The sequence below is a fragment of the Candidatus Merdisoma sp. JLR.KK011 genome (genome assembly GCF_036941125.1).
In the GTDB taxonomy this organism is placed as follows: domain Bacteria; phylum Bacillota; class Clostridia; order Lachnospirales; family Lachnospiraceae; genus Laedolimicola.
The window spans coordinates 459164-485947 of sequence record NZ_JAYWSZ010000004.1; the positions used below are offsets into that span (position 1 = coordinate 459164).

Sequence of the window (26784 nt, forward strand, 5' to 3'; positions counted from 1 at the left end):
ATTATATCACTTTCACGCTCCATTTACCATAAAAACATAGGGCATGGCAACCGCCACGCCCTACATTTCTTATCGTTCCAACGACTTCTCAATCTTCCACTTCTGCCCTTTCAAGTCATTCTGTTTCTCATACAGACTATTGCGCTCTTTGCAGAGTTCTTTCATGCGTTCCAACTGCGCCCGCACTCCCTCTCGGCAATCCGGCTCTATCTTCTTATATTCCCCAGTCAGATTGCGGATTGTATTGTTGTTTTCCTTTATCTGTTCCGACAGGCATACCCAGTCTATCAGATTTTGCACTTCCTTGTCCGTTTCGTAAAGGTCTGTTTCTACTACGATTTTAGCACACAGCCGTATCATAACTTTCTTCTCCAGATCCGTCATATCCTATCAATCCTCTCTTTACTACCGGCTCATTTCAAAGGAACGTTTCGGGCGTTTATTTGCCTGTTCTGCCAGTTCTAATACCTTTGCCCGTTCTACTATCAACTGTATCTGTTCCCTGCCTATATGACGCTCCAAACGCCCCAAATCAGACGCTTTTTCCTGCAATCGATCTATGGTGTCGCTCTGCTCCATAACCTTATCTGTCAAGCGGCTAATCTGCTTTTGTTGCCTGTCCACTTTGACGGTCAGCTTCTTTCCCTGCTCCGTAAGCTGTACGCATTTGACAGTCAGATTTTTAACGACCTCTTTCAACTTCTCCACCAGCGGTAAAGCCTTTTTATCCCTAAAACTCTTTGCGCTCATCAATGCCCCCGGCTCTGCCAACTGCCATTTTATATCTTCATCATAGGCATGGATATTTCTCTCCATGACTTCCTTTGATTGTACCATTTTGTTTAGTTCCTGCTGTAACTTTTTCTGCTGTTTCTCAAACTTCTCATTTTCGGATAACAATTTTTCCTTATCCTCTGCCAGTGTTTCCGTCTGCTCTTTCAAAAGAAGATTTGTAGCGGAAAGTTCTGATACTTCCTGTCGGATTGCTTCTCCCTCTTTCCGTATCTGCTCCGTTTCCTGTCCTGCCGCTATCTGCTGATGAAGAATATCGGATAATTCCTCTTTACTGCCGGAGATTGTCTGTTCCAGTTCGGCAACTTCTCTTGCACGCTCTTTTTTCTCAAAATCCAAAACGGATAAATGCTTCTCATGTGTTCCCTTTTTCTCCCATTCAATGCCATGCTGCAACATAATCTCCGCAAGCCGTTCTTTTTCTGCCGCCACCCACTGGTTGCGCTCCGTTTCGCTCCTTGTGCCGCCTTTAAATCCAAGTTCCGCAAGTGCCTTTTTTAATGATACCCTCGTATCAAGTCCCCGCTTGCTTCCAGTCGTATAGGGTATAAAATCTATATGCAGATGAGGTGTGGCTTCGTCCATGTGGAGATACGCCGAAAACACCCTTAGTGTAGGATTGCGCCGTTGGAAGTCCTGCATATATTCACCAAATATTTTCGCCGCAAGCTGCCCGTCCTGTGTCTTTGCCCCCATATCGTCCTTGTTGCCTATCTGCAAAATAATCTCATGGAATGGCTTTTCCTGTTTGCCAGAACAGATTTTCTCATAATAATCATCAATTATGCGGTCACTTCTGGTCTGCTTCTCATTGTACCGGGCGAGTGCTTCATCAAATAATTCGTGGTATACTTCTTTGATATTTTCGTTGCAGTATTCCACATTCAGACAACTCCGCTTCGGGTCAGTGTTCTTTGCATGGAATTTTCTGCTGTTGTGGTTGACAGAGCCTTTTCCTGTCATAACGCTGATTGTCCGCTTCAATCAATTTTCCTTTCTCCCTGTCGGGTAATGGGCGCCGGATACGGCGCATAGCCTTTGTTACTTTCTGCGAAAGTAACGCAAAAGCACTTTCGACACGCTCCGCTCTATCAAAAGTGCCTTTGCGCCCTGCCGGGGACTTTCCGTCCTAATGGACGGGGCGGCTTTTCGCCGCTTTACTGCTCCCCCATGCGTCGGTTTGCGTCGATAGCGTCGGTATTTTCTATACCGCCCCGCTATCAAAAATACCGTCGCAACCGACGCATATCGTCGCACTTTACGTTTTCGGCTCTAGCCGTTTCAGAATGATTTTCCTCTCATGCCCCCGCTTGTTATCATAGAAAATACCGTAGTCATTAAGCAACTGGCTGTTCACTACATTTAATCTTCGGGAAAGCACATTTGCCGATAACTGCATATCCGGCAACTGTTTCAAAAGTTCCGTTGCCGTCCCCTCCCATTCCTGTACTTCCTCTGTCAGAAATTCGTTGATTGCTTCCAGTAATGGATTGGGCGGCTGTTTCCACAACTCCGTTTCCGCTTTCTGAAATTTCCAAATACACTGTTCACGGTCAAATTCTATCACCAGTTCTTGATCGGGCTGGTCACGCCCCACAATATCCATGACCGCCGTGTTGTCCGTGCGCTTTTTCTTGTGCATGATAAACGCCCCGTCTGCCGCACCGAGAAGCCCGTTTGTGCCGGAAATCATATCAAAACTGTCCTCGGATTCTAACTTGCGGGTATGATGAACCACCAACAGACAGACACCGTATTTATCACTGAATGATTTCAGCTTTGTCACAATCTCATAGTCACTGGAATAGCTGTACCTGTCCCCGCCGACCTCACGCACCTTTTGGAGCGTGTCAATGATAATCAGCCTTGCATCCTTATGCTCTTTGATGAAGCCCTCTAACTCCCCGTCCAGTCCCTCATTCAGCGTCTTTGCCTGCGTTGCGAAAAATAAATTGTCCGCACACTCCACGCCGAACATGACGGACAACCGTCGCTGAAGCCTTGCGTAATCATCTTCCAGTGCAAGATATAGCACCGTCCCTTTCCGAACAGGATAATTCCACAGCGGAAGCCCCATTGCCACATGATAGGCAAGCTGCCCCATAAAGAATGATTTTCCCACTTTCGGCGCACCCACAAAGAGATAAGTGCCGCCATACAGAAAGCCGTCTACAACAGGCGTTCTCGGCGGGTACACCGTATCATATAGTTCTGTCATGGAAACGGTTTGAAGCCCGCCGCCCTGCCCGGATTTCTCCAGGCAATTTGTGGCTTGCAGATTGTTTTTTACGTTTTCATTTGCTATAATTTCAGCGTAATTTTTTGTTTTCGGCTGTTCCCCATCTGCGCCAACAGATGATACGGGAGCAGTCGATTTCTTTTTTTCTATCATTCATCTTCCCCTTTCAGACCGTCTAAAGTGATTGCAATTACCTGTAACGTGTAGAGCAGTTCGTCATTGTCCGGGCTTATGCTTTCCATGTGTTTCAATTCCTCATAAATTGCCGCCATCTGATTTTTCAGTGCCTTATACACCCTCGGATTGCCCTGCACCACAACGTCCCGGCATAAGAGCCGCCTTGTGATGTAGTCCTGCTTTGTCAGCCCCGACAATGCCACCAAATCATTCAACAGCTTTGCTTCTTCGTCCGATACCCGGAACGCCACCGTATGGTTGCGCCATCTTCCCTTGTAATCCAGTGATTTTTCCATGTTCTTAGTCCTCCTTTGTCATTCTCTCCATTTCCAGTTTCTCCGCCATTTCCGTCTGCACCGTAGGGAACAAGTGGGCATAACGGTAAGTGATTTTCTCCGCTTCGTGCCCCATGCGCTCCCCAATCGCCAGTACCGAAAATCCCATGTTGATTAACAGCGAAACCGCACTATGACGAATATCGTGGACACGGATTTTCTTAACGCCCGTCTGCTTCGCCCCTCTCTCCATCTCGTGATTAAGATAGGATTTTGTGACGGTAAATAACCTTTCGTCCGGCTTAATATCATAAAGCATTTTGATGTACTCTTGCATTTCCTCACAGAGAAACGGCGGCATTTTGATTGTGCGGTTGCTCTTTTTCGTCTTAGGACTTGTGATAATGTCCCGTCCTTTGGAACGGTGGAAAGTTTTGCTGATCGTGACCGTCTGCTTCTCAAAATCAATATCAGCAGGCGTTAAGGCAAGCAGTTCGCCGGAACGCATACCGCACCAGTAGAGCATTTCAAACGCATAATAGGAACGGGGCTTATCCATCATAGCTTCGGAAAATTTCAGATATTCCTCTTTTGTCCAAAAGTCCATTTCCTTAACGGCTTCGCTCCCAATCGTCCCCGCCCGCCTTGCCGGGTTGTAGGGGAGATTATAAAAGTTTACCGCATGGTTGAATATCGCCGTCAGTTGTGCGTGTATCGTCCGCAAATAATCTGCGGAATATGGCTTGCCTTTCTCGTCCCGGTATGCCATTAACTCATTCTGCCACGCAATCACGTCCTTTGCTTCAATCTCTGCGATTTTGCGGTTCTCAAAGTACGGTAAAATTTTTGTCCGTATCACATGGCTTTTGGACTCCCAAGTGCTTTCCTTGACACGCTGTTTCTTGTCGGCTTCGTACACTTCAAAGAAACTGCCGAAAGTCATATCCAGTTTTGCGCCCTGCTTTAACATGGCTTCATGCTCCCACGCCTGCGCTTCCCTTTTGGTTGCAAACCCTCTCTTTTGTGTCTGTTTCCTCTCCCCTTTCCAGTTGGTAAAGCGGTAGATAACCCGCCACGTCCCCGTAGCGTTGTCCTTGTATACAGCCATTCCATCATCTCCCTTCTATTCGCTGTAACATACCTTTTTATGAAAAAATGTAGCGTTCACACGTCCTGCTACCGTCAGATAGCCCTGTTTCTGCATTTCTGCGTTCAGTTCCCTTACAATCTGATAGGCTTTTGACTTCGACACACGCAGTTCCGCTGCCACTTCCTCCACTGTCATAAATGATTTTTCTGCCATTCAGATACCCTCTCCTTTCAATATTTAACTGTTTTTGTTTAAGTGTTTTATATAGAATACTAAATAAATTCCGTTAAGTCAAGTGGTTTTCAAGAAAATCTTAACTTTTTTTATTTAAGTTATTCTTGCTATTCCTATTGCATCATGTTATACTGACTTCAACAGATTTGTTTAAGTACAGTCATGCAAGGCTGTACCACTTTCACTACAACGGAGGTTTTATTATGGCAATCGGCAAACGTATCCGCTTTTTCCGCAACCGAAAGGGCATGACACAGAAACAGCTAGGCGAAATCCTCGGCTTTCTCGGCAAGACCTCTGATGTCCGCATGGCACAGTATGAAACCGAAGCGAGGACACCGAAGCACGACCTTGTAAAAGAAATGGCGAATATCTTTGATGTAAGCACCCACGCCCTCACCGTGCCGGATATTGATACCTATACCGGGCTTATGCACACGCTCTTTGCGTTGGAAGATATGTACGGGCTGGAAATCGGGGAGATTGACGGGGAAATCTGCCTGCGCCTTGACAAGTCCGACTATTCCACTTATACGTCCATGTTCGATATGTTCCACGCATGGCAGGAGCAAGCCGCCAAACTGGAACAGGGCGAGATTACCAAAGAGGAATACGACCAGTGGCGGTACAAGTACCCGGAACTGGACACCTCAAAGCATTGGGCGAAAGTCCCCTCACAGGCGGTCAGTGATATGCTCATGGAAGAATTTCAGAAAATCGAGAAAGAAGAAAAGAAAACATCTAAAAAGAAAAAGCAGAAATAAGCATAAAAAAGACCTTGCCGATATTCAGTTTTCATATCTGAACCCGCACTATCGTGCGGTTGTCGCGGCATTCGTCAAATGGAAATGCAAGCATTCCCATTTTCCTCATTGCTCGCGCAAATCAGCAAGGTTTTCTTATGCCATTGATGTAATTATTTAGTGCGTGATGTGAAAAATGTTGCCAAATCGTTGCCAACACCTAAACAAATTTGCTTGCAGCCCGCATAAATAAAGGCTTTTTCAAGTCCATTTCATCACTCGAACTCTATCGTCGCCGGCGGCTTCGGGCTCATATCATAGCAGACACGATTCACATGCTCCACCTCCGCCAAGATACGATTAGTAATCCGCTCCAGCACCTCCCAATCCACCTTCTCGATAGAAGCCGTCATAGCATCAATAGTATTGATTGCCCGGATAATCACCATATACTCAAACACTCGCGCATGATTCTTCATTCCCACAGACTTAAAGTCCGGCACCACCGTAAAGTACTGCCACACCTTCTTGTCCAGGCCAGCCTTGGCAAACTCCTCCCGAAGAATAGCGTCCGACTCCCGGACAGCCTCCAGCCGCTCTCGCGTAATCGCTCCCAGACATCTCACACCCAATCCCGGCCCCGGGAACGGCTGGCGGTACACCATATCATGGGGAAGCCCAAGCTCCACGCCGCAGGCGCGCACCTCGTCCTTAAATAACTGCTTCAAGGGCTCCACCAGCTCAAACTTCAAGTCCTCCGGCAGTCCGCCCACATTGTGATGAGACTTCACCATCTTCGCCGTCTTCGTTCCGCTCTCTATAATATCGGGATAAATGGTGCCTTGCCCCAGAAAATCAATTCCCTCCAGCTTCCTTGCCTCTTCCTCAAACACACGGATAAATTCACTGCCGATGATTTTCCGCTTCTGTTCCGGATCCGCCACATTCTCCAGCTTGCCAAGGAAACGCTCGGATGCATCCACATAAATCAGGTTGGCATGAAGCTCATCCCGGAAAACCTTTACCACGCTCTCTGACTCATTTTTACGCATCAGACCATGATTTACATGAACACAGACCAGCTGCTGCCCAATAGCCTTGATCAGCATAGCCGCCACCACAGAGGAATCTACTCCGCCGGACAGCGCCAGCAGCACCTTCTTATCCCCTACCTGCTGACGAATCAGCTCCAGCTGGTCCTCAATGAAATTCTTCATATTCCAGTTCGCTTCCGCTTTACAGTCCTCGAATATAAACTTCTTCCATTCATCCCGGGAAGGCAGCCTGTCAAACTGCTTCTCACATTTTGACTGGGGATAGTCAATAGAAATCATCGGATAGCCCAGTTCGTAAAGCTCCTGGCGAACCTCCACAGCCTGCCCGTCCACCATGCGGTTCTCGCCGCCGTTTAAGACAATGCCCTTCACATTGTCAAATCCTTTCAGCTCCTCCACGGTAATATCATGGGGATGAATCTCACTGTATACGCCAAGATCACGAATTTCACGGGCAATTACCGTATTCTGCGTACTGCCCAAATCCAGAATTACAATTAAGTCCTGCTTCATGGAAAATAGTCTCCTTATCTTTTTCGTAAATAGTCAATTTTACCGGCTTTATTATAGCAGATGAACGGGAAGATTGTATAGCATTTCTTATACAATCAGCCCATTTTTCTTTAATCTGGCCCTAATCGCCCCGCTTGTCCTTCCATGCTCCCTGGCAATCTCAGCAATCTTCATGCCCGACAAATATTCCTCCGACAGCCGTTCATCCTCTTCCTCACTCCAGGCTGTCCCTTGATTCACCTTGTCTTGCTCTCTTTCCTGCTTTTTCTCCGGAAGTTCTGCCGCAGCCTCCGGCTCATCCTCTATCTGGGCACTGATAACAGCCCCCGGATTATCGGCGGTAAATTGCCCAATCTCCTCCAGAAACCGCTGGCCGTATTTCTGGAATTTATTTTCCGCCACGCCGGATACCTGGAGCATCTCCTGTTTATCCTTTGGTATCTTGGCGCACATATCAATCAGTGTTCTGTCATTAAAAATGATATACGGCGGCATGCCCTCTTCCCTGGCAATCACCAGCCGCAGACTGCGGAGCTTCTCAAACAGCCGGTAGCCTGCGCTTGTAAGGGCATCCGTGCTTCGCTTCTTTCCGCCCTTGATTTTTGCCGGCGCCCTTTTCTCCTCAAAGGTTCTGACGGCGACACGTGTGTCCTCATTTTTAAGCCTTCCAATATCGCCCATCCGCAAAACACTGTATTCCCCCTCTGTCTGGATAATATATCCCTCCAGAAGCATCTGGTCAATCAGCAGGCGCACCTCTCTTTCGCTTCGATGGGACAGAACACCATAGGATTTATACTCTGTGGCTCTAATCTCCCTGAGCCGCGCCCGGTTTGCTCCAAGTAACGTGCCCGTTACAATGCTCTGCCCATATCTGCCCCTGGTCTCTGCCAGACAATTGATCACCCACTTCGCATCTGCCGTCATATCCACTGTGGTATATTCCCGATGGCAGTTTCCGCAATTGTCACAGGGCCTGCTCATTTTCTCCCCAAAATAAGAAAGGATATACTGCCGTAAACAGGTGGTGGACTTGCAGTAGCCCTCCATCAGCCGCAGCCTCTGGGCGTCCCTCTGCCGGATCAGCTCCATATCTTCTGCATCTGAGCCTTCAAATTCCTTCTTTTCCAGAAGAAACTTATTGATCATCACATCCTGTTGGGAAAATAAAAGAATACACTGGGAATTTTCACCGTCACGGCCCGCCCTCCCGGCCTCCTGATAGTAATTTTCCATGCTCTGAGGCATGTTGTAATGAATCACAAATCTGACATTCGACTTGTCAATTCCCATTCCAAAGGCATTGGTGGCTACAATAACGGGCGTTCTGTCATAGATAAAATCGTCCTGATTTTTCTTCCGCGTCTCATTATCAATTCCTGCGTGATACCGTGTAACCGCCACGCCCTGTTTGAAAAGATTCTCGTATAAAGTGTCCACATTCTTCCTGGTAGCACAGTAAATGATTCCGCTCTCGTCCCGATGCTTTTCTATGTAATCCGTCACAAAAGCATCCTTGTGTTTTCCGGAAATATGCTCCACCCGGTAATACAGGTTCTCCCTGTCAAAGCCTGTCACAACGATGCTCGGCTCTCTAAGCTTCAGAATACATTCGATGTCGGTCTTAACCTCCTCCGTCGCCGTTGCCGTAAATGCGCTTACAATGGGCCTCTTGGGAAGGCGGTCGATAAAGTCAACAATCTTTAGGTAGCTTGGCCGGAAGTCCTGCCCCCACTGGGAGATGCAGTGCGCCTCGTCAACCGTTATCATGGAAATGGAAGTATTTAACGCAAAGTCGAGGAATCCGCCGCTTTCCAGCCTCTCGGGGGCTGCGTAGATGATTTTATATGTTCCTTTTGAGGCCATATTCAAAGCCTTTGAAATCTGTGTTTCCGTTAAAGAGGAATTGATAAAGGCAGCGTGAATTCCAGATTCATTTAGAGACTTCACCTGATCCTGCATCAGAGAAATGAGCGGCGAAATCACAAGGGTGATCCCCGGGAGCAGCAATGCCGGCACCTGGTAGCAGATGGATTTTCCGGCTCCAGTCGGCATTATGGCCAGTGCGTCCTTTCCGCCAAGAATGGACTGGATAATATCCTCCTGGCCGCTCCGAAAGGAATCATAACCAAAATACGTTTTTAATACGCTTGACGGATTCATTGTGAATCACCTTCCTTTTTCAGCTCCTCAAACATCTCCTTCACCGCCGGAGCATTTTTTGTCAGCCGCTTGATGCTCAGATCCTCAGCCTTGTTGTTGGCCAGGCGAAGATTATTTTCTGAGGAAAGAAGAGCCTCCTTCGTTTTCTGCAGATGGGTTATGGTCTTGTCGATCTCTTCAATGGCTGTTTTAAATTTATCGCTGGCTATCCGGTAGTTCCTGGCAAAGCCTTCCTTAAAGATGTTCATATTTTCTTCAAAATGAAGAATGTCTACCTGCTGATTCCTTGCAAGCTCCAGCTCCTGCCGATATTTCAGCGAGTTCAGCGCCGCATTGCGCAGAAGGGTAATCATAGGAATGAAGAATTGGGGGCGGATGACGTACATCTTTTCATATTTGTAGGAAACATCCACGATTCCGTTGTTGTAGAGCTCATTGTCAATCTCAAGAAGGGAGACAAGGACTGCGTATTCGCATTTCTTCTCACGCCTGTCCTTATCAAGCTCCTTTAGGAAATCCTCATTTTTATGCTTAGTGGCAGTCTCGTCCATCTCATTTTTCATCTCAAACATGATGGAGATAAATTCCGTTCCCTCCACACATTCCCGGAATATGAAGTCCCCCTTGCTTCCTGTCCGTGCATCGTTGTCCTTCTCAAAGTAAGCGGTGGGAAATGCGGTCATGCGTAAAGCGTTAAACTGGTTCAGGCAATGCTGTTCCAGGCTTTCGCCTATCATCTTCGTGGACTGCCGGGCCTTGAAATCCTTGTAATACTCTATCTGCTCGTCCTTTTGCTTGAGCTTGTCCTCATATTCTTTCTGCAGTGCTTGTTCCTTTAGATCGCGTTCAGCGTCCTTGTATGATAACTGACTTTTTAATTCTGTAATTTCCGTAGTTCTTTTGGTAAGCTCTTTTTCTTTTGCCTGAACGGCTTCTGAGACGGCAAGCTTTCGTTCTGTTTCACTATTTTGAAGTTTTGCTCTTAACTCCTCAATCACACGGATCTTTTCTGCAAGCTCTCCATTTTTCTTTTCCAGTACTTTTTCTCTTTCCTTTTCTTTCTCATTGACGGCTTCGCTTATGGCAAGCTTTTTCTCGGTTTCACTCCCGGAAATCCGGGCCTTCAGCTGCTCGATATCCCTTTCCTTCCTGGACAGCTCCGCTTCCTTTGCGGACAAGGCTTTTTCATATTCCTCTCTCTGTCTCATTCCGGCAAGCTTCAGTTCGCTTTCTTTCTTTTCAGCCAAATCTTTTTCCCGCTGCTTTAACGCTTTCTCAAACTCCTTATCCCGGACCTGCTGCACAATCTGCGCATAGCCGGATTCATCTACTGCAAAAATCTCACCGCAATTGGGACATTTGATTTCCTGCATGATCTTTCCTTTCCATGTCGTACTTTATTTCTTCTCCGCTGAAAGCTCTATTTGTGCGCCCAGCTCCTCCAACTGCCTTTTTAATGCTTCGTTTTCCGCATTTATTCTGTCCATGGCAATACACTGTTCATTTATTACTGCATCCTTTTCTTCAACTTTTTTCTGCAGCTCTTCAATCATATATTTCACAGTGTTCTCATCCAATATCCGTAATGCCTCTGAAAACATCTCCAGCACCTCCTCCGGCCGTTGTCTCAGCATGGCTCGGAGACAGCCATGCGGTACGTTCGCTCCTGTCTTTAGGATACGGGGTTTTCCGAAATACGTCAAGAGCCCCATACCATACACAAAGATATTTTTACTGTCTTCCTTTAAATTCATAGGCATTCTTCCTCCATAAGAAATATTTTTAAATCAACTCTGGAAAATATGGTGAGAATTCACCGGAATCCAAGATTGAAATGATTGGAAACAAAACCTTACCGCCCCTCAAGATCGCTCCCAAAAGCCGGCAAGGTTCGCATTTCACTTCTCATTCATCAGCCTGCCCGATAACATCGCTCATATCATACCGCCCGGCAGGCTTCCCGGCCAGGAATTTGGCAGCCTGCACGGCTCCCTTCCCAAAGACCGCCCTGGAATAAGCACGATGCTCAAAGGTGAGCACCTCATCCGTTCCTGCAAAAATCACATCATGGTCTCCCACAATGGTTCCTCCGCGGACAGCCGAAATGCCAAGCTCCTTAGCCTCGCGCTTCTTACGCACCTGGCTCCTGTCATACACATAGGTATACGCTCCGTCCTCCGCCTCATTGATGGCATCCGCCAGAGCAATGGCCGTTCCGCTGGGAGCGTCCAGTTTCTGATTGTGGTGCTTCTCCACAATCTCAATATCAAATCCTGCCTCCGCCAAAACCGGCGCAGCTTCCCGAAGGAGCTTCAGAAGCAGATTAATTCCCACAGACATATTGGCAGATTTGAGAACTGCCGTCTCCTTGGCCGTCTCCTCTGCCTTCTGAAGCTGTTCCGGAGAAAGCCCCGTGGTGCACAGAACCACCGGCAGCTTTTTCGCCGCACAGTAGTCAAGCAGCCCGTCCACCGCCCCTGCATTGGAAAAATCAATCACCACATCCGCCTCTACATCGCAATCCCCAATGGCAGCAAATACAGGAAACGGATTGGACACGCCGTCAAAGGTATCCACCCCTGCCACGATCTCCGCTTCCGCATCCTCCCTAAGAAGGCCTGCGATCATCTGTCCCATCCGGCCGTTGCAGCCGTGCATCAGTACTCTAATCATTTATTTAACCTCGATTCCAAAATCAATCATTGCTTTCCTAAGCTTCTCCCTGTGCTCCGGCTCCATCTCCGTGAGCGGCATCCGCAGGGGGCCTGCCTCCATCCCCATCATATTGAGCGCCGCCTTCACGGGAATGGGGTTCACCTCACAGAACAGCTGATCCACCAGCGGGATAGCCCGAAGCTGAATCTCCCGGCTGCCTGCAATATCTCCCTCCAGGAACTTTGCCACCATGTCATGGGTTTCCTTGGGCGCCACATTGGAAAGCACGGAGATTACCCCGAAGCCTCCCAAAGACAGCAGGGGTACTACCTGGTCGTCATTTCCCGAATACAGCTCGATGCATCCGTCCGCAAGCTCCATCAGCTTCGCCGCCTGTGAAATATTGCCGCTGGCTTCCTTGATGCCCACGATATTCTCTACATTTTTTGCAAGCTCTACTGCAGTCTGAGGCTGAATATTGCAGCCCGTCCGACTGGGTACGTTGTACATAATGATTGGCAGCTTCACGGAATTGGCAATAGCCGTGTAGTGGGCAATAAGCCCCTTCTGGGTAGCCTTATTATAGTAAGGCGTTACAATCAGCAGAGCATCCGCTCCGTATTTTTCCGCCTCCGTGGACAGGTAGATTGCCGTCTCCGTACAATTAGAGCCAGTACCCGCAATCACCGGTACACGTCCGGCAACATGGTCGATGGTAAACTTTATCGCTTCCAGATGCTCCTCATGGGTCAGGGTGGAAGACTCACCTGTGGTGCCGCAGATCACAATGGCATCCGTGTGATTCGTAATCTGATAGTCCAGAAGCTCTGCAAGCTTTGGAAAATTAATCTCTCCCTTCTCCGTAAATGGTGTGACAATCGCCACCGCCGCTCCCTTAAAAATAGCCATACTTAACCTCCATTCAAGTTCCGTAATATCCCCCTTTGTACACCGGTATGAAATCAATTTCCAGTCACAAATCCATGTGCCTGTAAATTGATTTGTGCACTGTGTGGGATATTACTGTTTTTGTTTCCAGTTCCGCAGCGTCACTCTGCATTGCTGTCCAATCGATCAAAAACGGGGCTGACCCTCACGAAGTCCGCCCCTAAAGAATCCTCTTTACCATCCATTCTTTCGATAGCGCCCCATCAGAGTCTGATGACAGTCATATACCTTTTTGGCATATGCCCAAGAAACTGCCTGCAGAAAGCCGCCCCTTTCGGCGTCCGCCCCTTTTCCTCTCCTTCCTCTATGTCTGCCATATCCGAAAAGGTACTCTTGGAGAACGCAACCTCTATCATTATCTTAAATTGTCTATATCAGCCTTACTGTACCACAAGGCTATTTGATTGTCAACGAAATTTCCTCCGAATTTAAAGTTATGGTTCACTCTGTGTCCGGCAGCCATTTAAATGCCCTATTTTAAAGTATCAATCTTCACCACATCATCGGCATAGGGATACAGGGATTCGCACATATTGATTCCTGTGAGCACCAGCTCCATGCTCTCGTCCTTGGCCTCCACCAGGGCTTTCAGCTCCTCCTCTTTGATAATCTCTCTATCCACCAGTCCAAGCACCTCGTCAAGAATCAAAAGATCACAGCCGTCTGTAGTCATAACCTTTCTGGCAAAATTCAATCCGTTGCGGATATTCACGGCCTCCTCCTGCTGCTGCTCCGGTGACAGGAACTCATAATCCATATCCCACTTTTCAAAGGAGAACACCTTGATCTCCGGCTCCAGGCGCTTGATAAACTCATCCTTCTCTTTCACCTTTCCCTTAAGGAAACGAATGATAATCACGGACTTGCCTTTGCTTGCGCCGGAAATTCCCCGTCCAATAGCTGCAGAGGTCTTTCCCTTTCCCTCGCCGCAGATAATCATGATCTGTCCCTTCTCCATCCCCGCACTCCTTTCCTGCTCCCGAAGCAAAAGGCAGGAGCATTAGATGTCGTGTTGTAATTTCGGTACGCTATAATGCATCTATCATACACCAATTACGCAGGAATTGCAAATTTTTCCGGTTCAGCCCTGTTTCACTAACCGCCGCCGCATATGAACAGCCGCCTGTTTAATTCTCCTCATAGTCCAATTTACTCACCGAAACCTCGTAAGCGATTCTCTTTTCCGACTCTTCCTCATCTATTTTTTTCACATATTCCCGGCTCTGGATGCGGCCCCAGATCTGGGCATGGCCTCCCACCTCAAAGCCCGATGCAAAACGGGCGTTTCTGCCCCAGCAGATACAGGGAATATAATCTGATTTTCCATAAGGACGGTTCACTGCAATCAGCAGATCCGCAATCTCTCTTCCAAGAGGCGTCTTCCGGTAAACAGGCGTCTTGCATATGTATCCGTCCAGGTAAATCTGGTTGGTTTTCGCATTTTCCACCTCATCCTCCAGAAATTCTACCTCTCTGGCAAAGACAGACAGCACCAGCCTGTTCTTCTTCTCTTCGTGTCTGTTATAGGAACGAAACTGGCCGGCTACCCGGATGTACTCTCCGGTGTAATCCTCCTCCACATTGATAAGCCGTTCCGAAATCATCACCGGAATAATGTCCGCCGAATCGCTCAGCCGCCTTACCAGCACATCCATCATGTAAAAGCCTTCTCCAAAGACCTCATGGCTGAATGTAAATTCCGAAACAATTTCTCCGATTACCGACACCTGGTTGTTTTCAATGACCTTATCTGACATTACGCAAGTTCTCCCTTCTTCTTCTCGTATTTTGGTATCTTTACATATATATGACGGGAAAAACTGCTTTAGAACCATTTTCTGTAAAATTAATAATTTTTTTATTTCCTGCCCCATTTTCCTGTTGTATTCCTTGTTAAATGTGGTAAACTGTATAAGTTAATGATATCCTCAGCGGACATTGAGGGTAAGAAAAAGCAGGAAATAACAGTTATGAGGAAGCATTTATGAAAAGAGAAGACATTCGAAATATTGCAATCATTGCCCATGTAGATCATGGTAAGACCACACTGGTGGACGAGCTTTTGAAGCAAAGCGGCGTATTCCGCGCCAACCAGGCGGTAGCAGAGCGCGTGATGGATTCCGGCGACATTGAGCGTGAGCGCGGCATCACCATCCTTTCCAAAAATACGGCGGTAACTTATAAGGATATTAAAATCAATATCATCGATACCCCCGGCCATGCGGATTTCGGCGGCGAAGTGGAGCGTGTGCTTAAGATGGTCAACGGCGTTATCCTGGTGGTGGACGCCTTTGAGGGTTCCATGCCGCAGACCAAATTCGTACTGCGCAAGGCCCTGGAACTGGAGCTCCCAGTGATCGTCTGCATCAACAAGATCGACCGGCCGGAGGCTCGGCCGGAGGAGGTCATTGACGAGGTGCTGGAGCTTCTGATGGATCTGGACGCTTCTGACGCACAGCTTGACTGTCCCTTTGTCTTTGCCTCTGCCAGAGACGGCTACGCCCTCCTTAACCTGGAGGATGAGCCAAAAGACATGACCCCGCTCTTTGAGACCATTATAAGCGCCATTCCCGCGCCCGAGGGAGATCCCGAGGCCGGAACCCAGGTGCTGATCAGTACCATTGATTACAACGAATACGTAGGGCGCATCGGCGTAGGCAAGGTAGACAACGGATCCATCCGGGTAAACCAGGAGATGGTGATGGTCAACCACCACGATCCCGAGCAGTGCAAAAAGGTAAAGATCAGCAAGCTTTACGAATTTGATGGTCTGAACAAGGTGGATGTGGCCGAGGCAGGCATCGGCTCGATCGTAGCCATATCCGGTATTGCGGATATCCGCATCGGAGATACGCTGTGTTCCCCGGAGCAGCCAAGGCCCATTCCCTTCCAGAAGATTTCCGAACCCACCATTGCCATGCATTTTCTGGTAAATGACAGCCCCCTTGCCGGACAGGAAGGAAAGTATGTCACCTCCCGCCATTTACGGGATCGTCTCTTCCGTGAGCTGAATACAGACGTAAGCCTCCGGGTAGAGGAAACGGAGACCACGGAATGCTTCAAGGTATCCGGCCGCGGCGAGCTTCATCTATCCGTCTTAATAGAAAATATGCGCCGCGAGGGCTATGAATTCGCTGTAAGTAAGGCGGAGGTTCTCTACCGCACGGATGAAAAGGGACATAAGCTTGAGCCCATGGAGCGCGCCTACATTGACGTAGACGACGAATATACGGGAAATGTGATCCAGAAGCTTGGAGAGCGCAAGGGCGAGCTGCTGAATATGAACAGCAACGGAAGCGGCTCCACACGGCTGGAATTTCTGATTCCTGCCCGCGGTCTTATCGGATACCGGGGAGAATTTCTCACAGATACCAAGGGAACCGGTGTGTTGAATACCATTTTTGAGGGCTACGGCCCCTACAAAGGAGATATCCAGTACCGCAAGCAGGGCTCTCTCATTGCCTTTGAGGCGGGCGAGGCTATCACCTACGGCCTCTTTAACGCCCAGGAGCGCGGCGCCCTCTTTATCGGCCCCGGCGAAAAGGTTTATGCCGGTATGATCATCGGACAGAACGGCAAGGCGGAGGACATTGAGCTGAATGTGTGCAAAACCAAGAAGCTCACCAACACCCGCTCCTCCAGCGCCGACGAAGCTTTGAAACTGACGCCTCCCAGAGTATTAAGCCTGGAGCAGTGCCTGGAATTTATCGATACGGACGAGCTTCTGGAGATTACGCCAAAATCTCTGCGCATCCGCAAGAAGATTCTCGACCCCACCCTTCGAAAGCGAGCCGCAATGAATCATAAATAGTTTTCTTTTTCGTTTTTTTATGGTACAATGGGGAACATAGGAGGTTGATCTATGAAAAACCAGAGACATAAACGTAAAGAAATCTATTCCGTTCTTATGGTCTCCAACACAGATGGAAAAAGCCGACAGTTCCAGATATCCGCTTTTACACTTCGTTTTTGTGCCGGTTTTGTAGCTGCTCTCTGCCTTGTGATAGGCTGGCTCATTTACCAGGCTTCCGTAGCCGACGGGGTGCGGCAGGTTCTCCGTCAGGAGGTCGCCTCATTAAAGGAGCAGCTGACTGCTCTTGAGACAGAACGTGAAGACCTGACAAAAGATAAATTGACCCTTGCGGCTGAGAATGAAGCTCTGCGCCGCCAGACAGAAGCCGCAGAAGAAGTTCCTGAAGAAGCTCCCCAGGAGGAGGCGCCGGAGGAAGCTGCGGATCCTGCCCTTCCAAGCCTGTATCCTTCCGACGGCGCCGGCATTCTGAAAACAGCCTATTCGGAGGAACAGCCCTACATTGCCATCAGCGCCTATACGGACGGCCATATTATTGCCGCCGGGAACGGCACTGTGACAGCCGTCACCTCCGATGATACGTATGCTCACATTGTTGAGATCGAGCATGAAGGCGGCTATAAGACACGCTACCTTCTTCACCAGGATTGTGAAGTGAATACGGAGGAAGGGGCCCAGGTAGAGGCCGGAGATACCTTACTGACCATTACATCCGATGACTGTCAGCTGGATTACCAGGTTCTTTTAAATGACGAGCCCGTAGATCCGCTTACCGTTATTGATGCAAAAGGATAAACAGCGGCGCAATGCTGCAGATAAGTTAAGGAGGATTTTAACATGTTAGGAAAAAGCAAATCAACTGCCCCTGCCTCTACGGTAGAGACACAGACAGCCAAGATCGGCACCATCATCGGGCCAGGCGCCGTATTCAAAGGTGATATCACCGCACCGGAAGCTATCCGTATCGACGGAACCCTCACCGGCAACTGCGACTGCAAAGGCAATCTCATTCTGGGAACCGAAGGCCAGATCAAAGGCAACATCAAGGCTCAGAACGTCATTCTTTCCGGTAAGGTCGTAGGCGATGTGGATTCCTCCGGAAAACTGGAACTGCTTTCCACCGGTAAGCTGTCCGGAAACATCACTGCCCGCTCCCTTGTCATTGATGAGGATGCTTTCTTCGACGGCAGATGCGCCATGGTAACCAACCATGCCGCCGCTCTGGAGATTGAGGAAGAGGAAGAACCGGCTGCAGCCGATAAGACAGACGGCAAAGCAAGCGCAGATAAGTACTAAAGCAGGTTCTTCACTGAATTTTACATAGGATTCCGAAAGGGGCTGTTACAACAGCCCCTTATCTTATAGTTTTCTCTCTTCTCTACACTTCAAAGAGCAGATCCCCATAGGAAGGCATCGGCCACATATCCTTGGCTACCAGCATCTCCAGCTTATCTACCGGCTGGCGCAGGGCTTCCATAGAGGGAACCACCACATCCTGAAAATACACTGCCCTCTCTCTTCCTTCCTTCTTTCCCTGGGAAGCATCCGTCACCTCCGCAAGCTTCCTAAGCGCTGCCTTTGTAGCCGCCAGCAGGGAGGAGCATTCCTTTAAGAGATCAATCTGCACACTGATATTAGCCTCTCCGCAGGCCTCGCGAATCTGGTTCACAGAGGTAGCAAGGGCTGTGGTATACTGCAAAACTGCAGGAATGATATGCTTGCTGGCAATGTCAATCATAGAACGGGCCTCAATGTTAATGGCCTTGGCATACGTTTCATACTGGATCTCCGCACGGGATTCCAGTTCCGCCCGGGTAAAGACGCCGAAGCTTTCAAAGAGCTCCACAGTCTTTGCCTGGGTAAGCACGGGAATGGCGTCTACCATGGTCTTAATATTGGGAAGCCCGCGGCGCTTCGCCTCCTCTACCCACTCCTTTGAGTAACCGTTGCCATTATAGACGATCCGCTGATGCTCGGAAGCATATTTCTTAATGAGATCATGGACTGCCATATCAAAGTCCTTCGCCTTCTCCAGACAGTCGCAGGCCTCCGAGAATGCCTGGGCCACAATCGTATTAAGCACCACATTAGGAGCCGCTATAGAATCCCTGGAGCCCACCATACGGAACTCAAACTTGTTGCCTGTAAAAGCAAAGGGCGAGGTACGGTTCCGGTCTGTAGCATCCTTAGCAAAATCAGGAAGGGTCTTTACCCCTGTATGCAGATGGCCGCCCCGAAGGCTGTGGGTAGCCTCTCCCGTACTGATAAGCTGGGAAAGCACATCCTCCAGCTGTTCCCCCAGATAGACGGAGATAATGGCCGGAGGCGCCTCACTGGCTCCCAGGCGGTGATCGTTGCCCACATCCGCCGCAGACTCCCGAAGAAGCGCCGCGTGATCATCCACAGCCTTCAAGATACAGTTCAGAATGAGAAGAAACTGTATATTCTCATGGGGGGTCTTTCCCGGATCCAGAAGGTTAATGCCGTCATCCGTGATAAGGGACCAGTTGTTGTGCTTTCCGGAGCCGTTTACCCCTGCAAAAGGCTTTTCGTGAAGCAGGCACTGCAGCCCATGCTGGTAGGCCGCTTTTTTCAAGGTCTCCATCACCAGCTGATTGTGGTCTACCGCCACGTTGCACTCTGCATAGATCGGGGCAAGCTCATGCTGTCCCGGGGCCACCTCATTGTGCTGTGTCTTGGCCGACACTCCCAGCTTCCACAGTTCCCGGTTCACATCCTCCATAAAGTCCGCGATCCGCTCCCGGATTACCCCAAAGTAATGATCGTCCAGCTCCTGTCCCTTAGGAGGCATGGCGCCAAAGAGGGTCCGCCCTGTAAATATCAGATCCTTGCGCTTCAAGTACTTTTCCCGATCCACCAGGAAATATTCCTGCTCCGCTCCCACGGAAGGCGTCACCCTGTGGGATGTCTCGTTTCCAAAGAGCCGCAGAAGACGTAAGGCCTGCTTATTAACGGCCTCCATGGAGCGCAGAAGGGGCGTCTTCTGATCCAAGGCCTCGCCCTTATAGGAGCAGAAGGCTGTGGGTATGTACAAAATGGCTCTGGAACCGTCCGCATCCTTCTTTACAAAGGCCGGCGAGGTACAGTCCCAGGCTGTGTAGCCTCTGGCCTCAAAGGTGGCCCTCAAGCCGCCGGAAGGGAAGGAGGAAGCGTCCGGCTCTCCCTTCACCAGCTCCTTTCCGGAAAATTCCATCAGAACCTTTCCGTCTGTCTTTGGCGCAGAAAGAAAGGCGTCATGCTTTTCTGCGGTTGCCCCGGTCAGAGGCTGAAACCAGTGGGAATAATGGGTCGCCCCCTGTTCAATGGCCCACTCCTTCATCTCATGGGCCACCACATCCGCCACCGCCAGATCCAGTTCCTTTCCCTCCTGTATGGTCAGCTTCAGTTCCCGGTAAATCTTTTTCGGCAGACGCTCCTGCATCACCGTATCATTAAATACATTTTCTCCAAATATTTTAGAGATATTTGTTTTCTCTGCCATTCTAATCTCCCTTGAAGGTTTTTCTATATGATGATTCCACCGCCTCAATTTTGAGGCGGACAGTAACTTATCTTTCTAAGATACTGAAAAACCTTACTAAATGCAAGTAAAATCGTAAGAAGGTGCCGGGAAATAAGATCGCTGACTTATTTCCCGGCACCCCCGAATATGGATTCTCTGCTTAGGCTTTTCCAATAGAGCCGAAGATCTCCATCTTCTCCTTCACCGTCTCCTTGATTGCCTCGAAGCCCGGAGCCAGAAGCTTTCTCGGGTCATAGCCCTTGCCCTGCTGATCCTTGCCTTCTTCCACATACTTTCTGGTTGCGGCCGCAAAGGATAACTGGCACTCGGTATTCACATTGATCTTGGATACGCCAAGGTCGATAGCCTTCTTAATCATATCCGTAGGAATTCCCGTGCCGCCGTGAAGCACCAGAGGCATCTCACCGGTAAGCTGCTGGATAGCGTCCAGAGTCTCGAAGCTTAAGCCTGCCCAGTTCTCCGGATATTTGCCGTGTATGTTGCCGATTCCTGCTGCCAGGAAGTCAATGCCCAGATCTGCAATGGCCTTGCACTCCTTGGGATCTGCGCACTCGCCCATACCGATCACGCCGTCTTCCTCACCGCCGATGGAGCCGACCTCTGCCTCCAGAGAAATGCCCTTCTCTGCACAAACCTTTACCAGTTCCTTGGTCTTCTCGATGTTCTCCTCGATGGGATAGTGAGAGCCATCAAACATGATAGAGGAAAATCCCGCCTCAATGCACTTGTAGCATGCATCGTAGCTGCCGTGATCCAGGTGAAGCGCTACGGGAACCGTGATGTTCAGCTCCTCAAGCATTCCGTTTACCATGCCTACTACGGTCTTATAACCTGCCATATACTTTCCTGCGCCCTCGGATACGCCGAGAATCACGGGAGAATTGTTCTCCTGTGCGGTCAGAAGCACTGCCTTTGTCCACTCCAGGTTATTGATGTTGAACTGGCCCACTGCGTAGTGTCCTGCCTTTGCTTTCTTAAGCATTTCTGCTGCCGATACTAACATTGCTTTCTACCTCCGTTTTTCCTTGCTCTTTCTCATACCTGTCTATTATATATGATCCGCCTGTTGTATGGCAAGATTTTTTTCACAGGTTATACTCTTTCTGCACTCATTCGTTACACGTATCTCCACTGCCCTGGGATTATTGGAAATCACCGCATAGTCATGGGTTCCCCCGAATTCTCCGTCCAGGGTCCAGGGGATGGACTCTTTTGACTCTACCTCGATCCGGGCGCTGCGGAAGGAATACATGTATTTGCTGTCTATCTCCTTCACCAGAAGGGCAGCCAGGATTTCCTGGAGCTCAATGGCATTTTTCGGCCTGCGGATAAAGGTTACCTCGTACACGCCGTCGTCAAAAACCACATCCTTTCCTATGATTCCCTTAAATCCCCCTACGGACTTGGAGTTGGTCACCATGCCGAACAGAAAGTCTCCTTCAAAGCACATTTCTGCGCTGGTTACTTTAAGCTGATAGGACTTTACATTGTAAATGCTTTTCATGCCCTCCAGAATATAGGCCATCTGGCCCAGGACATTCTTGACCTCCTGCTTCGTAGAGTAGGAGACATCCGTAAAAATGCCAAAGGCCGCAATATATATAAAGCTGTTATCATTAAAGGAACCCACGTCGCAGGGAAAGTTCTCTCCCTGTACGGCAATCTGCGCCGCTTCCTCCATATTGACGGGTATTTTTAAGGATCTGGCAAAATCATTGCAGGTTCCTGCCGGAATATAACCGACGGGCATCTTGTGCTTCCGGCGCATCATACCGGTTACCACCTCGTCGAGGGTTCCGTCTCCTCCGCTGCACACTACCAAATCATAGACCTCCGGCAGCTGCTCTATCTGCTCCATGGCGTCCCTTGCTCCCTTTGTCGGGTAAACCGTCAGCTCATACCCGGCATCTGCCATCACCTTTAGAATTCCGTAAAGCTTTCCCTTGATATGCTCCTTCCCGGCATGGGGATTGTAGATAAAATATAATTTCTTTTTCGGCCTTTCCACAATCTTCACCTCTTATTAAAAGTTCCGTACCCTTGTTCACTGAGGGTAATATACACCTATGCAGAATATTACTGTTTAAGCAAAAATTGAACCTAGGATGGTATAGGATAAAATGGTCATAATAAATGCAGCCAGCAGCACGCCCAGGATCACAGCCGGAAATGCCTTCTTAAAGCGGATTCCAAGAAGAGCCGCAATCAAAGAACCCGTCCAGGCTCCTGTTCCCGGCAGAGGAATTCCCACAAAAAGCAGCAGACCCCAGAATTCATATTTTTCAATCTGATCCTTCTTATTCATGGCCCGGTTTTCCAGCTTCTCCACCATGGGGCGGAACAGCTTTGTCTTTTTCAGCCAGTTAAAAATCGCCGTGATAAACAGCAAGATAAAGGGAACCGGAATCAGATTACCCACAATACAGATGGGAATGGCCCGCCACATCTCCACATCCAGGAAAGCCGGCCCTGCTGCCAGAAGCCCTCCTCTCAACTCCAATATGGGAATCATGGAAATGATAAAAATAACCAGCTCCTTTGCCGCACTTCCTCCCAGGTTTTCCACAAACCATTGTACCAATGTCTCTGTCATCGTTTCTTATCCTTTCTCGCCGGTGTACCTTCTACTGCCGGTCATCTATTGAATGGTAATTCTAATTGGTTATTTCCCTTAAAGCTCTAAGCAGCGTTTCCATCTCTTCGTCCGTTCCTATGGTAATCCGCAGATAATCCTGAAGCCTTGGCGCATCAAAATACCGCACGTAGATCCGCCGCTGGCGAAGGGCTTCAAAAATCTCCTTTGCCGGACAGCTCTCATGGGATGCAAAGATAAAGTTCGCCGCAGAATCAGGGAAATGAAAGCCCAGAGCCTTGAGCTCCTTTTTCGTCCGTTCTCTGGTCTTGGTAAGTCTCTCAATGTTCTTCTGAAAATACGCCTCGTCCTTCACTGCAGCCGCTCCCAGCTCCAGGGCCGCCTGGCTCATGGTGTAAGAGTTAAAGGAATATTTGACATCATTTAAGTACTTGATAAGGTGCGGATTTCCCACCGCAAAGCCGATGCGCATTCCGGCCATGGATCTGGATTTGGAAAAGGTCTGAACCACCAGAAGGTTGTCATACCGATCCACAAGCTTCATGGCAGAGGGGCCTGCAAAGTCCACGTAGGCCTCGTCCACTATTACAATCACATCCGGATTGCAGCGGACAATTTCTTCCACCTGGGCAAGCTCCATATAAAGCCCTGTCGGTGCATTGGGATTGGGAAAAACAATACCTCCGTTCTCTCGTTCGTAGTCCTCCTTTACAATCCGGAATTCCTCGTCCAGAGCCGGACGCTCATAGGGAATTCCAAAAAGCTCTGCCCACACAGGGTAAAAGGAGTAGGTAATATCCGGAAACAGCACAGGCTTTTCGGAATTGAAGAAGGTCAAAAACGCCATAGCCAGTACATCGTCCGATCCTACGCCCACGAAAAACTGTTCCCTCGGCCTTTGATACCGCTCTGAGAGCGCCTCCACAAGCATGGAACAGGCCGGGTCCGGATAGAGCCGGAAGTTTTCCTCCTTCATTTCCCCAAGGACGCGCCGAACGCCCGGAGCAGGGGGATAAGGATTCTCATTGGTATTCAGCTTGATCATTCCTGGTATATTGGGCTGCTCTCCCGGTGTGTAGGGAATCACTCTTCTTATGTTTTCCTGCCATTTTTTCATAATCGTCTCCATTTTTGTAATGCAGTACCCTTACAAATCTTCTCTTTTGCAGCGATACATCCCAGTATCTTTATTTCGCAATTGGGATTTCCTACTATATTACTAGAGACTTCGCTTTCTTACAACCCCTTTTTCCACAAGAAATACAGGTTTATAGGAAAGCTTTGCCTTGCGCAGCCCTTCCTCGCCCATATCCTCCTCCCGGTTGATATAAGCAAAGCCAGCTCCCTCGTGCTCCACAAACTGCTGGTTGATCATGGTGTAAGCCCCCTGGATATCCGCAAATGCCTTTTCAATGTGAACCACCAGCGTATCCTTTCCCACTGGCTCCCCGATGGTGAAAGCAACGATCCTGCCGTCCACGCGCAAAGCGCCGCCGCGCATTTCCAACTCCTCAAAAAGGCGGAGATAGTTCAGGGTAACACAGATCTCCGCATGCTTTTCCTCATCCTCCTCGCAGCCGTTAAGCTCTCTCCACCTCAGACCCATCTGAAAGCATTCCTCCAGATTGTCCTTTGTAATAGGTTCATAGCTCCAATCCGGATAGAGGGTCTTGAATTTATTAATATGATTCTTTTTGCTGTGATATTTCTTTCCTGACAGATTGATCAGCTTCTCTGTCTCGTACACGTAATCTGCATAATCACGCTCATAGCTGATAGTAAATTCCCCTGGATAAAGGGCTTCCAGGCGGTCAAAGTTGTCCTTTGTCACATTATGCAGCTGAAAGGGAACTTGTCTTTCTTCACAATAAGCCATCAGAAGATCCAAAACCTGTTTTAGGTCTCCCGGCCCCACAGGAACCGTAAAGGACACAGAACCCGTTATATTGCCGAATACCAGCATGTCCTCTAAAATGGTAAATCCTGCATGGTAATGGCGCGACCACATAAATGTGTTGGCAAAGGTCATCTCGCAGCTTCTTGTATCCGCATAGCTTAAATAGTGGTTGATCTGCGCCCGATCCTCTAACTCCGGACGCTTCAAATTGATTTCCATAAATATTCTCCTAATTTTAGTTCCGTAATATCCTTCCATCTAACCCTTATCTAAATCTCAGGATATTACTGATTCCAGTTCCGTAATATTGGCCGATTCGTAAAGCTGATAGTAAATCCCTTTCTTTTTCATCAGCGTTTCGTGATTTCCTTCCTCCACGATCCGGTTGCCTGACAGGACGAGAATCCGGTCTGCACCGTGAATGGTAGTCAGTCGGTGAGCAATGGTAAGGGTGGTTCTGCCTGCCGCCAGCTTGTCCAGGGATTCGGACACAAGATGCTCGCTTTCGTTGTCCAGCGCAGCCGTGGCTTCGTCCAGCAGAAGCACTCTGGGAGCCTTTAAGAACACCCGGGCAATGCTGATTCTCTGCTTCTGTCCGCCTGAGAGCTTCACTCCCCGTTCTCCCACATAGGTGTCATAGCCCTCCTTCAGCTCCATAATAAAATCATGGGCCCCGGCAAGCTTTGCCGCCTCCATCACTTCCTCCCGGCCTGCTCCGGGCCGCCCATAGGCAATATTCTCATAGACGCTTCCGGAAAAAAGATACACATCCTGCTGAACTACGCCTACACTGCTGCGGAGGCTTTCCAAGGTCACCATTTTGATATTCTGCCCGTCCAGGAGAATCTCTCCCTCCGTCGGATCGTAAAAGCGGGGAATCAGATTGCACAGAGTGGTTTTTCCGCCTCCCGAAGGTCCTACCAGGGCCACCTTCTCTCCCGGGCGGATAGTCAGATCAATGTCGGACAGAACCGGGGTCTGATCATCCGGGTACTCAAAGGACACATGGCGGAAAGTGATTTCGCCCTCCACCTGGGTCAGGGGAACAGCCCCTTCCTCGTCAAAGATATCTACACTGGCATCCATCAGTTCTGTGAACCGCTCAATGCCTGTCATGCCTCTCTGGAACTGCTCTGCAAATTCAATGATCCGCCGGATGGTTGCCAGAAGGGTAGTGACATACAAGGTGTAGGCCACCAGATCCGCCGGCGCAATGAGCCCCCGGATCATAAAGATACCGCCGGCCACAATCACCACCACGTACATCAGGCCGTCAAAGATGCGGATGGTATTCTGAAAGGCCGCCATATACTTATAGGTCTGACGCTTGATTTTCAGAAACTCGTGATTGTCCCGGTTGAACTTTTCAAGCTCCACATCCTCATTGGCAAAGGCCCGTACCACCTTATTTCCCAGAAGGCTGTCCTCAATCCTTGCATTCAGCTCCCCGATATGGTTCCGCTGACGCTTGAAGGCCTTGCGCACTTGAAGGTTAAAATAAGTACAGGATACAGCCATCACTGGGATCAATGCAAAAATAATCCCAGTCAGCAGAAGGTTCACCCTTGCCAATATCACAAAGGAAACTACAGCCTTTAAAAAAGCGATAAAGAACTCCTCCGGGCAGTGATGGGCAAACTCGGTCACGTCAAACAAATCGCTGGTAATCCGGGACATGATCTGGCCTACCTTGGTATTGTTGAAATAATTGTCGGAAAGCTTCTGGAGATGAGCAAAGGCATCCTCCCTCATATCCGTCTCAATGGCCGCGCCCATTACGTGGCCTGTGTAGGCCATATAGTAGCTTGCCATTCCGTCCACAATGCGCAGCGCAAAATATATCATACCGATAGTTGCAATGGAGCGCACTGTAAGGGCAGACAGATCACGCATTCCCACATCTGTGATATAGCGCAGAATCAAGGGCAGAACCATCTCGCAGACCGTGGTGAGGGCGGCGCAGAAAAGATCCATAACCATGATCCTGGTGTATTTTTTGTAGTAAGGGATGAATCTTTTTAAAAGTGTACTTGTTTTCATTGCTTTTGCTTCCAT

General features: G+C 49.0%; 25 protein-coding genes and 1 riboswitch. Of the genes, 4 read left to right on the top strand and 21 right to left on the bottom strand.

The window, feature by feature from the left end:
- Window positions 1–69: 69 nt before the first annotated feature.
- From VV089_RS16040 to VV089_RS16065, 6 genes are all read right to left on the bottom strand, one after another.
- Window positions 70–384: a hypothetical protein gene (locus VV089_RS16040; protein ID WP_334336591.1), complete on the bottom strand. Its 315-nt coding sequence runs from the start codon at window positions 382–384 to the stop codon at window positions 70–72.
- 21 nt (window positions 385–405) lie between these two features.
- Window positions 406–1755: a plasmid recombination protein gene (locus tag VV089_RS16045; protein WP_334337588.1), complete on the bottom strand. Its 1350-nt coding sequence runs from the start codon at window positions 1753–1755 to the stop codon at window positions 406–408.
- Between the two features lie 295 nt (window positions 1756–2050).
- On the bottom strand, window positions 2051–3184 hold the full coding sequence (locus tag VV089_RS16050) for an AAA family ATPase (protein WP_334336592.1): 1134 nt from the start codon (window positions 3182–3184) through the stop codon (window positions 2051–2053).
- Window positions 3181–3504 (bottom strand): plasmid mobilization protein, encoded by a 324-nt coding sequence (locus tag VV089_RS16055; protein ID WP_120480443.1) that lies wholly within the window; start codon window positions 3502–3504, stop codon window positions 3181–3183. Before VV089_RS16055 ends, VV089_RS16050 begins: the two co-directional genes overlap by 4 nt.
- 4 nt (window positions 3505–3508) lie before the next feature.
- Window positions 3509–4591: a site-specific integrase gene (locus VV089_RS16060; RefSeq protein ID WP_334336593.1), complete on the bottom strand. Its 1083-nt coding sequence runs from the start codon at window positions 4589–4591 to the stop codon at window positions 3509–3511.
- Between the two features lie 15 nt (window positions 4592–4606).
- A complete protein-coding gene (locus tag VV089_RS16065) occupies window positions 4607–4786 on the bottom strand; it encodes a DNA-binding protein (RefSeq protein ID WP_334336594.1) in 180 nt (59 codons plus the stop codon).
- A 224-nt stretch (window positions 4787–5010) separates the two neighbouring features.
- On the opposite strand from VV089_RS16065, the gene VV089_RS16070 reads away from it, so the two are divergent.
- Window positions 5011–5571 (top strand): helix-turn-helix domain-containing protein, encoded by a 561-nt coding sequence (locus tag VV089_RS16070; protein ID WP_334336595.1) that lies wholly within the window; start codon window positions 5011–5013, stop codon window positions 5569–5571.
- Between the two features lie 254 nt (window positions 5572–5825).
- On the opposite strand, the gene guaA is transcribed toward VV089_RS16070, so the two are convergent.
- The 8 genes from guaA to VV089_RS16110 all read right to left on the bottom strand — a co-directional run bounded on the left by guaA (window position 5826) and on the right by VV089_RS16110 (window position 14641).
- Entirely contained in the window at window positions 5826–7118 is a 1293-nt protein-coding gene (gene guaA, locus VV089_RS16075; RefSeq protein WP_334336596.1) for a glutamine-hydrolyzing GMP synthase, read from the bottom strand.
- Between the two features lie 87 nt (window positions 7119–7205).
- On the bottom strand, window positions 7206–9281 hold the full coding sequence (gene recQ, locus VV089_RS16080; protein ID WP_334336597.1) for a DNA helicase RecQ: 2076 nt from the start codon (window positions 9279–9281) through the stop codon (window positions 7206–7208).
- On the bottom strand, window positions 9278–10654 hold the full coding sequence (locus tag VV089_RS16085; RefSeq protein ID WP_334336599.1) for a DUF2130 domain-containing protein: 1377 nt from the start codon (window positions 10652–10654) through the stop codon (window positions 9278–9280). The genes recQ and VV089_RS16085 overlap by 4 nt, the downstream gene beginning before the upstream one ends.
- 24 nt (window positions 10655–10678) lie before the next feature.
- Entirely contained in the window at window positions 10679–11035 is a 357-nt protein-coding gene (locus VV089_RS16090; RefSeq protein WP_172542154.1) for a hypothetical protein, read from the bottom strand.
- A gap of 151 nt (window positions 11036–11186) precedes the next feature.
- On the bottom strand, window positions 11187–11954 hold the full coding sequence (dapB, locus tag VV089_RS16095; protein WP_172542156.1) for a 4-hydroxy-tetrahydrodipicolinate reductase: 768 nt from the start codon (window positions 11952–11954) through the stop codon (window positions 11187–11189).
- Entirely contained in the window at window positions 11955–12845 is an 891-nt protein-coding gene (gene dapA / locus VV089_RS16100) for a 4-hydroxy-tetrahydrodipicolinate synthase (protein WP_172542158.1), read from the bottom strand.
- 224 nt (window positions 12846–13069) lie between these two features.
- A riboswitch (Lysine riboswitch) is annotated at window positions 13070–13244 on the bottom strand.
- A gap of 112 nt (window positions 13245–13356) precedes the next feature.
- A complete protein-coding gene (locus tag VV089_RS16105) occupies window positions 13357–13842 on the bottom strand; it encodes a cob(I)yrinic acid a,c-diamide adenosyltransferase (protein ID WP_172542162.1) in 486 nt (161 codons plus the stop codon).
- 169 nt (window positions 13843–14011) lie between these two features.
- On the bottom strand, window positions 14012–14641 hold the full coding sequence (locus VV089_RS16110; RefSeq protein ID WP_172542164.1) for a single-stranded DNA-binding protein: 630 nt from the start codon (window positions 14639–14641) through the stop codon (window positions 14012–14014).
- Window positions 14642–14868: 227 nt separating this feature from the next.
- Here VV089_RS16110 and typA point away from each other — a divergent pair, with 227 nt between their 5' ends.
- The 3 genes from typA to VV089_RS16125 are packed head-to-tail and all read left to right on the top strand — an operon-like array spanning window position 14869 to window position 17991.
- Complete coding sequence (gene typA / locus VV089_RS16115; protein ID WP_172543884.1) at window positions 14869–16695, top strand: translational GTPase TypA; 1827 nt, start codon at window positions 14869–14871, stop codon at window positions 16693–16695.
- Between the two features lie 51 nt (window positions 16696–16746).
- On the top strand, window positions 16747–17490 hold the full coding sequence (locus VV089_RS16120) for a M23 family metallopeptidase (RefSeq protein WP_334336600.1): 744 nt from the start codon (window positions 16747–16749) through the stop codon (window positions 17488–17490).
- 42 nt (window positions 17491–17532) lie between these two features.
- Complete coding sequence (locus VV089_RS16125) at window positions 17533–17991, top strand: bactofilin family protein (RefSeq protein ID WP_172543886.1); 459 nt, start codon at window positions 17533–17535, stop codon at window positions 17989–17991.
- A gap of 82 nt (window positions 17992–18073) precedes the next feature.
- On the opposite strand, the gene VV089_RS16130 is transcribed toward VV089_RS16125, so the two are convergent.
- The 7 genes from VV089_RS16130 to VV089_RS16160 form a co-directional block, all read right to left on the bottom strand.
- Complete coding sequence (locus VV089_RS16130) at window positions 18074–20197, bottom strand: glutamine synthetase III family protein (protein WP_172543887.1); 2124 nt, start codon at window positions 20195–20197, stop codon at window positions 18074–18076.
- A gap of 181 nt (window positions 20198–20378) precedes the next feature.
- The gene (gene fba, locus VV089_RS16135) at window positions 20379–21242 is read right to left on the bottom strand and encodes a class II fructose-1,6-bisphosphate aldolase (protein ID WP_172543888.1); all 864 of its coding nucleotides are present in this window, start codon (window positions 21240–21242) and stop codon (window positions 20379–20381) included.
- Window positions 21243–21287: 45 nt separating this feature from the next.
- Window positions 21288–22247 carry a diacylglycerol/lipid kinase family protein gene (locus VV089_RS16140; protein WP_172543889.1) on the bottom strand — a complete coding sequence of 320 codons (960 nt, stop codon included), beginning with the start codon at window positions 22245–22247 and terminating at the stop codon, window positions 21288–21290.
- Window positions 22248–22322: 75 nt separating this feature from the next.
- On the bottom strand, window positions 22323–22832 hold the full coding sequence (locus VV089_RS16145; RefSeq protein ID WP_172543890.1) for a COG2426 family protein: 510 nt from the start codon (window positions 22830–22832) through the stop codon (window positions 22323–22325).
- A 61-nt stretch (window positions 22833–22893) separates the two neighbouring features.
- On the bottom strand, window positions 22894–23949 hold the full coding sequence (gene hisC, locus VV089_RS16150) for a histidinol-phosphate transaminase (protein WP_334336601.1): 1056 nt from the start codon (window positions 23947–23949) through the stop codon (window positions 22894–22896).
- Between the two features lie 102 nt (window positions 23950–24051).
- The gene (locus VV089_RS16155; protein ID WP_334336602.1) at window positions 24052–24948 is read right to left on the bottom strand and encodes a DUF2156 domain-containing protein; all 897 of its coding nucleotides are present in this window, start codon (window positions 24946–24948) and stop codon (window positions 24052–24054) included.
- 57 nt (window positions 24949–25005) lie between these two features.
- Window positions 25006–26769: an ABC transporter ATP-binding protein gene (locus VV089_RS16160; protein WP_334336603.1), complete on the bottom strand. Its 1764-nt coding sequence runs from the start codon at window positions 26767–26769 to the stop codon at window positions 25006–25008.
- Between the last annotated feature and the right edge of the window lie 15 nt (window positions 26770–26784).